This is a genomic window from Actinomycetes bacterium (assembly GCA_036510875.1).
Taxonomy (GTDB): Bacteria; Actinomycetota; Actinomycetes; order Prado026; family Prado026; genus DATCDE01.
Genome location: DATCDE010000169.1, coordinates 1 through 8,966, shown reverse-complemented (window position 1 = coordinate 8,966; position 8,966 = coordinate 1). Strand labels below are relative to the sequence as shown.

Here is an 8,966-nt window from a genome sequence, read left to right as displayed (position 1 = left end):
GCTGGACTTCTACGTGCCCGGCTACATCGCCCTCGTGTGGGCCGCCGTCGGCCTGCTCGCCCTGCCCGTGCACCTGGCCCGCTACCGCGAGGACGGCGTGCTGCGCCGACTGCGCGCCTCCTCCGCCCCCCGCTGGGTGGTCCTCGGCTCCCAGTTCGCGGTCTCCTTCGTGGTCTCCCTCGTCGGCGGTGGGCTGGTCATCCTCGCGGCCGCCCTCACCTACGACATCCACGCCCCACGATCGGTGCCCGGCTTCCTGCTGGCCTGGCTGCTGTGCGCGGCGCTGTTCGGGTCGCTCGGCCTGCTGTTCGCCAGCATCGGCTCCTCCCGCGCAGCGCTCGGCGCCGGTCTCGGCGCGTTCTTCGTGATGATGATGCTCTCCGGCACCGGACCGCCACCGGAGGTCCTCACCGGGGCCATGCAGGGCATCCGGTCCGCCCTCCCCCTCACCTACGCCGTGCGGCTCATGCAGGACCCGTGGCTGGGACTGTCCTGGAGCCTCACCGACACCGCCGCAGTCCTCGCGTTCACTCTGGCCGCCCTGGCGGCGACCCGCCTGCTGTTCCGCTGGGAGTAGCGCTCCCGTCGACGAACCCCGGTCCCCACAGCGCGCGGCACGGCCACTCCGTCGTCGCCGTCTGGGTCACGCACGAACGTCCCGGCGCGGGGCAAGCGTTCGGGCACGGTCAAGGGCAACGATTGTGGCAAGGTCGGTCGTCAGCCTGGGTGCATGAGCAAGCCACCGGTCGACCTCAAGGTTGTCGACAGGACCTCGCTGTCCCCCGTTCCCCGCTCAGGGGTTGTCGTGGCCGTCTTGCGCGCGCGGACGATGCCGTCGCGGACCTGATCGCCGAGCCCCCGCACCGCCCACGGAACACCGACCCCGACCCCGCCTGGCGGCTCGCCGGCGCCACCGTCACCGAGCAGGTCACCCGGGCCCGCGGGCTGCTCGGGCTCACCACCGCCGGCCTCGTCCCCGAGCGGGCCGCGTTCCGTCATCCGACACCCACACGCCTGCTGGCCAGACGCACCGTCCTCGGTGCCAGCCGAGACCTGTTAGCGACCCACACAGATCTCACCAGCGGTGGACCGGTCGACCGCACCCCCGAGGCTGCCCCGCTCAGGACAGCCTCGGCACGTCACCAGCTCCTCGCCACTGCTCCCGGATACGCGGAACAGCTCGCGCCGATGGCTAACTCCATCGCCACCAAACTCTCCGAGACCGATCACGGCAAGGCCGCCATGCTGCGCACCATCGCCGGACACCTCGCCACAGCCGCTGTATCCGTTCAATTCGTCTGGGACCGTGACGCTGACGGCCACGCACTGATCGATCGGGTGGCATCTGTGGAGCCGCTGCATCGACGAGCGGCCCCGGAAGAGGGTGAGACGCCAGGCCAGCTCCTCGAACAGGCGCTCGCAAGCGCAAGGCGCCTTCGGCTCTTCGCCTTCCGCGACGTGAGTGCCGATGTTCCCAGCCATCACAGCGCTAGGACGCTTGCCACGGTCGCCTCAGCCATGGTCGCGAGCCACGTCACGCGAGTCCGGCTGCTCGACGGGCTCCGCCATACCCCGGAATCCCGATGCGCCGGTCGACCTTGTCAACTTGCGGCACGTCTCCGACAGGTCTTCCGGAATCCCGAAGAATTTGAGACCTCCTGCCCTGCTGGTCCATCTCAGATCGAGAGCGTGGGCAGAGGCGGAATGCCCTGAACTGCTATGGGGGGACTGAACCCAGATCGTCCCGGCGTGAGTCCAAGATGTCGACGGACCATTGTCGGCGGCGCGCGGAAGTTGGGACTCCTCGGCTTCCCGTGGGCTGGCGCCGCCGCGGAACGGCGGTCTCGTGCTTGATCTGTAAGGCGTCTGGCCCTGGGATGGTCCCGGCGCGGGACGTGAACGCGTCGGCTGCCTTGGTTTCGGAGCTGCCAAGCCAACCCAAGCCTCGTGACAGGAACGACGCGTGCGCGCCACCACGGCATTCAACAAGGTCCTCACGCCACTCCGCCCTCGGCCAGATCTCGCCAGCACAGTTCGAAGCACGACACACTGCACAAGCAGCTGCGGCCTAACCCAGGTCCGCAGTCACTAGGTGTCCCCGAGCGGGTCAACTCCAACCCCGTCCAGGGCGCCAGTCATCCGGTGGAGTTGGTCACGCGGGCGGCCGACGTCAGCCGGGGCTCGGAACCAGGCCCAGCTCCGCTCTGAGCCGCACCTCGAACTCGGCCAGCTGCCGCTCCACTTCGTCACGGCGCTGCCGCCGGGGCAGCACGACCTCGTTGCGGTAGCGCTCCAGGAAGTACGCGATGGTCTCGATCCGCAGCCGGATCGAGCTCGCGGGCTTGTTCTCGTCGATGTCCTTGAAGCAGAAGTAGGGGGTGCCGGAGTCCTGAACGATCCGTTGCACCGTGGAGTACACGGGCGCGTCGTGGCCGCACTTGAAGCTTGACAGCTCGACCGCGACGAGGTTGGGGTGCCGGGCGGCGACCTTGGCGGCCCACAACTTGCGCGAGGTGTTCTCCGAGTACGAGTGCTTCCACACGTCGGACAGGTCGAAGGGCGAGGCGATCGCGCCCTCGTGTACCTCCGCGCCGAAGAGGCGGTCGAGCAGGTCGGCGTCCGTGGGCAGGGTGTCGGCGGTGAAGACCGGGTAGCCCGCCCGCTGCAGGTCGTCGAGGATCCCGTGGTTGATCCCGGGGTCGCCGTGGTACGGCCGACCCAGCAGGACCACCCCGATCCGGTCGGTCTCTTCCAGCTCATCGAGCACCTCGCCGGCCTGCTGGCTCAGCTCGGCCCAGAAGGCGGCCAGCTCGGCAAACCCGGCGCGCACGGCCCGCTCGTTCTCCTGCGGCGTGAGGCCTAGGACGTCGACGAAGGCGAGGTACATCTGGCGCTCGCACAGACGTTCGTCGCTGAGGTCGACGATGGGGTCCAGGTAGCGCACGCCCGCCTCGGCGAAGAGGTCACCTTCCTTGATGAACGCGGCCTTCACGGCCTCGGGGGTGGCGGTCACGGCGGCGCACGCCCGGGACGACACGGTTCCCGGTAGTGCCGCGGGAAGCGCGTCGATCATCGGGAAGAACACCAGGTCGAGCGGGTGCCGACGATGGTGCACGACGAGCAGGTCGTGCACGTGCGGGATGCCGAGCTTGCTCGGGAAGCAGGGATCGATCGACGCCCGCCGGACCCCCTCGCTGTAGAGGCGGTCGCTGGTGAAACTGGAGTAGACGAGGTTGCGGGCCGGCACCCCGAGAGACTCGAAGTAGGCGGAGAAGAAGGGGTTCGCCGAGTACATGTTCAGCGCGCGCGGGATCCCGATGCGCAGGCCGGCCCGCGTTGCGAGCAACTGGTTGCGGTGGGCTCGGCGCGCTGTCATTCGGCCGGTGTCAGGGGGATCGGCGACGACAAGAGGCCGCCGGGAGCGCCACACCCCCTTCCCGGCCAGCTCGGCGAAGTTCGGGTACGCGGCCTTGGCCGAATCCATCCCCTTCTTGATGGACCGCATCACGGCGACGTCCTCGACGCCTCCGCGGTCGCAGGAGTTGCCGACCACGATGCGCCGGGAGCGGGTCGTGACATCGACCGACACTCTCCCAACCGACGGCGCGGGATCGACCGTCACGTCGATGAAGGTCCGCAAGCAGGCGTTCTTGCAGAAGGAGCAGCGGGTGTCCTCGCCGCGGTTGGTCTGGTAGGTGAGCGAGCGGACGGCGGGAAGGCCGACGAATGTCGTCCGGTGTCCTGCCTCCCACAGCCGGATGGCCTCGAGCGCGCTGCCGATCGCCCCGGACTCCCCGCAGTGCTCGTGCACCACCACTCGGGGCCGGTCCGCCTCGCCCCGGAACCGGGCCTCGATGAAGTCGACCTGCGCCTTCACCGCCGCGAGGTTGTGCTGGGTGCCGCCCTGCAGCACGAAGGTGCGGCCCAGCCCCGGCAGGTTGGGCATCTGCGCCACGTACAGCCAGATGTTCTTGGGCAGGACCGCAGCCAGCCCCGCCATGATCTCTCCCGGCTGCCAGCCCTGGCGCTGGAAGCCGACGATGTCGGACTGGAGGAACACCGCGCAGCCGTACCCGAAGGTTGGCATCCGTTCGGCGGTGAAGGCGGTCTCGGCGTATTGGTCTACCGGCACCCCGAACAGCTCGGCCGTCGACTGCAGGAAGAACCCGTTGCCGGCAGAGCACTGGGTGTTGAGCCGGAAGTCGGTCACCTGGCCGTTCTTCAGGATGATGATCTTGATGTCCTGGCCGCCGACGTCGCAGATGACGTCCACGTCCCCGTAGGAGTGCACCGCGGACTGGGTGTGGGCCACGGTCTCCACCAGCGCGACGTCCGCCCCCAGCGCCTCACGCAGCACGTCCTTGGCGTACCCCGTCGTGCCGACGCCGAGCACCCGAAGGGTGGCCCCCTGACCGACGATCTGCTCCTCCAGCCGGGACAGGACGTCCTTGGTGTCCTCGATCGGGTTGCCCTTGGACAGCTGGTAGGCCTTGGCGAGCACCGACCGGTCCGCCGCCAGCAGCACCGCCTTGGTGGAGGTGGAACCGCCGTCCAACCCGACGAACGCCTCGACCACCTCCCCCGCCCGCACCTGTGGTGGGGTGAACGCCGGGCGCCGGTAGCGGTCCAGGAAGGCCGCGAGCTCCTCGTCGTCGGCGGACAGCGCCCGGCTCCCGGACCTCGCCTTCTCCGCCAGCCGGCCCACCTCGACGTACTCCCGCAGCGGCCCCGTGCCGCGGTAGCGGACCGCCCCGGCCGGCTCTCGACGCCCCAGCTCGACCGCGCCGAGTGCGGCGAAGTACAGCGCGTGCTCCGGAACCCGGATCACCGCGTCGAGCTCGTCGTCGACGATGACCCCGCGCTCGTCCCACAGCCGCCCGATGTTGTGCCGCCAGGCATCCACCAGCCCCGGCAGGTAGACGTGCGGACCACCGAGCAGCAGCACCTCGGGGCGCAGCGTGTTGCCGCGGGTGAGGACCGACAGGTTCTGCCCGACGATGGCCTCGAACACCGAGGCCATGAGCTCGCTGGCCGGCACGCCGAGCTTCTGCAGCGAGTTGACGTCGGTCTCGGCGAACACCCCGCACTTGCCGGCGACCGGGTGCACCTTGACACCCCGGTACGACATGGCGGTCAGGTCGTCCGGGGCGATCCGCAGCTTGGTGGCGATCTTGTCCAGGACCGCGCCGGTTCCGCCCGCGCACTTGTCGTTCATCGAGGCGACCTTGGTCGCCCGCCCGGTCCGGTCGTCCCGTCGGAAGATGATGATCTTGGCGTCCTGCCCACCAAGCTCGACCACGGAGCCGGCCCCGGGGTGGCGTTCCTCGACGGCGAGGGCGACCGCGGTGACCTCCTGCACGAACCGGGCGCCCAGGTGCGGCGCCAGAACGGCACCACCGCTGCCAGTGATAGCGAGGCTGCGCTCCTCCAGGGCCGCCGGGAAGGCTTCCTCGATCCGGTCCAGGAGCTCCAGCGCCAGCTCCGCCTGCCGGGTCTCGTGGCGCTGGTAGTGAGCCCACAGCAGCTCGCCGGACGCCGCGTCGACGACGACCGCCTTGACGGTCGTGGACCCGACGTCCAGACCGACCGCGACCCGGCTCACCCGGTGCCCACCAGGTCGGCCACGTGCCGCGTGAACGTCGCGGCGGTCCCCGCCACCCCGGGGACGCGGGGAACCCGGTAGGTCGCGCGCGTCAGCACCGGGCGCTGAGCCGCGACCTCGCGCACGTCGTCCAGGCCGAGTCCGGTGTCCCGCAGCGCCTGCTCCAGTTCCGCGTTGCACTTCGCGCGGGCGTCGCCCAGGGCCATCTGCACCCGGCTGTGCGCGTTGACCTCCCCCTCGCCGGACGTCTCCACCGGCAGGTACACCATGTCCGGATAGTGGCTGGTCACCGCCGACTGGACCCCGTCGGACTGGGTGGACGGCATGCAGCCGAACGGCTTGAGCGACACGACCATGTGGCACAGCCCGTGGGTGGAGTAGTAGAGGTTCTTGGCCACCTCGAGGTGGCCCTCGCCCCCGGCGGCGCGCGTGTTGTAGTACGGGTGCGCCATGCGCTGCAGCTCGTACTGGTCCGCCAGCGGGTGGGCCTGGCCGCCCAAGGCCTTCCGGTAGCGCTCCCACTCGCGGACAAAGGCCCGCTCGGCGACTCCCAGCGGCGCGTTCGCGCGCCGGACCCGGACGTCGTCGACGAGACGGCCGAGCCAGTCGCCCCGGGCGCGGACGGCTCGATCAGGCCCGATCCCCCGCCGGTCGAGGTTGCGCTGCCTGGTCTGGGCCAGCAGGTAGGTGATCCAGGTGCTCATCGGCTCGACGACCACCTGGGCCCCCTCGCGTTCGAGGAACTCGAACATCCGGAAGTTGCCGTCGCCCTCCGTGGTCTGCGCCCAGAACTCTCCGGTGACCTTCACCACCGGTCGCACCCTCGTGCGGTCGACCCGCACCTCGCCGAGCCGGTCCCTGACCTCGCCGAGGACCCGGACGAACCGTGGATCGCGCAGCTGGGCCACGACGGCGGCGACCTGGTCGGCTCGACCGGGCCTGCCCGGCACCGCCGAGGCCGCCCGGCGCAGCCATCGCGAGGGCGCCGCCGGACCGTCCCCAAAGACCTCGCCCACCCGGTCCAGGCACTCCGCCATCACCCGGTCGGTCTCCCCGGGGACGACCTCAAACGGCCGGATCTGGTAGCTGAGGTCGTTGAGCAGGTCCCCCACGACGATGGCGTTGAGCAGCGCGAGGAAGAAGTCCACGCCGAAGTCGATGCCGGCCCCTCGACCGACCTGGTCCAGGCCGGAGTCCTTGTCGAACAGGGCGACCCGGAATCCGTCGAACCCGGCGTTGTGCAGCGCCAGGCGGTACTCCGACTCGTACATGCCGAACCGGCACGGACCGCAGGCCCCCGCGGTCACCATGACGTAGCGGTCGATCAGCTGCTGGCGGGTGGACCCCCGGTCCTCGAGGCCCTGCAAGTGCTTCACCAGGCTGCCCACGGTGAAGTAGTTGGGATTGCACTGCCCGTTGTTGCCGTACTCCCTGCCCACCTGGAACGCCTCGACGTCGGGGGTGGGCAGCGGCTCGGCGTCGTGGCCGAGGCCGCCCAGCGCCGCCTGGATGAGCCGCTCGTGCTTGGCGGTCAGCCCGAAGAACAGGATGCGCGCAGCTTCCCGGTGCTCCCGCGTGAAGGGGCGCTCGGTGGGCCGGCGGTAGTGCGCCGGCCGGGGTCCGAGGCCGGCAGCCCGCTCGAGGCGGTCCCGCTCGGCCGCCAGCCGCAGCCGCAGCTCCTGCTCCGGCACGCGGGCGTGAGCTCGATCGGTCGAGGCCACCGTCTTCCTCGTTGGCTCGGGGCAAGCGCACGCTTCCCCACGGCGTGCTCCGGACGAGTCCGACCGTAGCGCACGACCGGCCGTTCCCCCAGGGCCCGGCGAGGTGTCGCCGGAGGTGGCGCGCCGGTCGCGGGTGGCTCGCGGCGGGCGCTACCGAGCCGCGGATGGTTCTCGACGCTGATGTGATCGTCGTCCCGGCCAGCGCTGGCCCAGGCCCCGCGGTCGCGTACGTAGGCCATGGGGCCGAGTGTCCATCAGACGGCGTGTTCGACCTCGTGCGACGCGACCTCCGATCCGGGGACGAGATCGCCCTGAGCCGCGGGGTGGAGCGGACAGACGAAGGCGCTGGTCCGGACTCCCACGGCGGCGGTCGATACGTCGGCTTTCGCTGCCTCGAGGGTGGTGTCCGACAAGCGCACAGCGACCTGACCCTCATCTTCCGGGACCGGGTTGGGCAGGTCGTCGACGAACCTGCAATCCCGGTGCCGGAACCCTGCGGCGACCTACAGCCCGGGGCTCGGTCAGCCCCTCACACGGAACATCTGACACGCCCGCTCTCCCCTGACGGTGCAACGCTCGCCACCACCGTGCTCCGACCGGGTGACGCCAACGCCCGGCTCATGGTCGTGGACCTCGCGTCCGCGGTAACCCTGATGGGTATCAGCCGGTCTCCCAGCTCGGCCGTGGCAGGCTTCGACGGTCGCTGGGTCGTCCTCAGCCAGGACACGTCGGTCCATCCCGAGCTCGCCCCAGACGACCGAGGCTCAGCGGTCGCCGGGCTAGCGCCGGCTCAGCTCCGTAGGGGGCGAGCTCGCTCGGGACGGCGTGTTCGGCCTCCAAACCGCACGGCTCTCGCCGCCTTCCAGCAGATGACGTCCGGGCGTGTTCGGCTCGAATCCGGCGACGGCGAACGTGTCGGCGATCACAGTCGCACCCTTCAACGAGGTGTGCTCCCCATCACCGCCGATGTAGCCCCTCGCCTGGGAGTCCTGTTGGTGTCCAGGTCCGTTGAACGCGTCGTAGATCGACACGAACGTCGCCCCGTTGGCTCGGGCTGCCGCGCGAGTGACGCCTGAGAACGACTCCCAGTCTGCGTGCATTCCTTCTCGATCCCCGCTGCCCGCCAGTCGCTGACCACCGGCACGTAGTGTCGGCATCGGGCGCTCCAGGACCGGAGGAACGGGAAGACGTGGGTTTGGTCAGCCCCCCGCTCGATGCTCCCGTCAGCGACGTGATGACGCGCCTCATGGACGTGTGAGGGATGTCATCGGCTGATGGAGCGGATGCTCGCCACGGTGGGAGTTAAGTGTGGATCCGCCTGCTGCGGCTTCCGGGGCGTTGGGGTAGTCGGACACGGTGCGTTCGCTATCCGCTGAGCCGCCAGCCCTGAGTTCCGCAGATAAGCGATCTTGATGGGCATGTGACGGCACGTTTGCGCAGGTCACGGGCTCGATGGGTCGCCCGATGGGCAGGCAAACGCCGGTTTCGTGTAGGCACACGTCTTGTGGCGTGTCGCGCTTGATCGGGTGGGGTTCGGGGCATGATGGCAGGCATGTACCTGCGGACGATCGCGCGTCGGAACAAGGACGGGTCCGAGGTTCGGTACGTGCAGCTGGCGCACAACGAGCGGCACCCGAGTTCCG

4 protein-coding genes are annotated in these 8,966 nt (G+C 70.0%); 1 reads left to right on the top strand and 3 read right to left on the bottom strand.

Annotated features, from left to right (window positions below):
* The coding region (locus tag VIM19_09865) for an ABC transporter permease (GenBank protein HEY5185186.1) at positions 1-577 on the top strand (577 nt) is incomplete at its 5' end.
* A 140-nt stretch (positions 578-717) separates the two neighbouring features.
* Here the strand turns inward: VIM19_09865 and VIM19_09860 are convergent.
* The 3 genes from VIM19_09860 to VIM19_09850 all read right to left on the bottom strand — a co-directional run bounded on the left by VIM19_09860 (position 718) and on the right by VIM19_09850 (position 7,323).
* Positions 718-999, bottom strand: coding sequence for a hypothetical protein (locus VIM19_09860; GenBank protein HEY5185185.1), 282 nt, complete (start codon positions 997-999; stop codon positions 718-720).
* A gap of 1,171 nt (positions 1,000-2,170) precedes the next feature.
* Positions 2,171-5,602: a BadF/BadG/BcrA/BcrD ATPase family protein gene (locus VIM19_09855; protein HEY5185184.1), complete on the bottom strand. Its 3,432-nt coding sequence runs from the start codon at positions 5,600-5,602 to the stop codon at positions 2,171-2,173.
* A complete protein-coding gene (locus tag VIM19_09850; protein ID HEY5185183.1) occupies positions 5,599-7,323 on the bottom strand; it encodes an activator of (R)-2-hydroxyglutaryl-CoA dehydratase in 1,725 nt (574 codons plus the stop codon). Before VIM19_09850 ends, VIM19_09855 begins: the two co-directional genes overlap by 4 nt.
* Between the last annotated feature and the right edge of the window lie 1,643 nt (positions 7,324-8,966).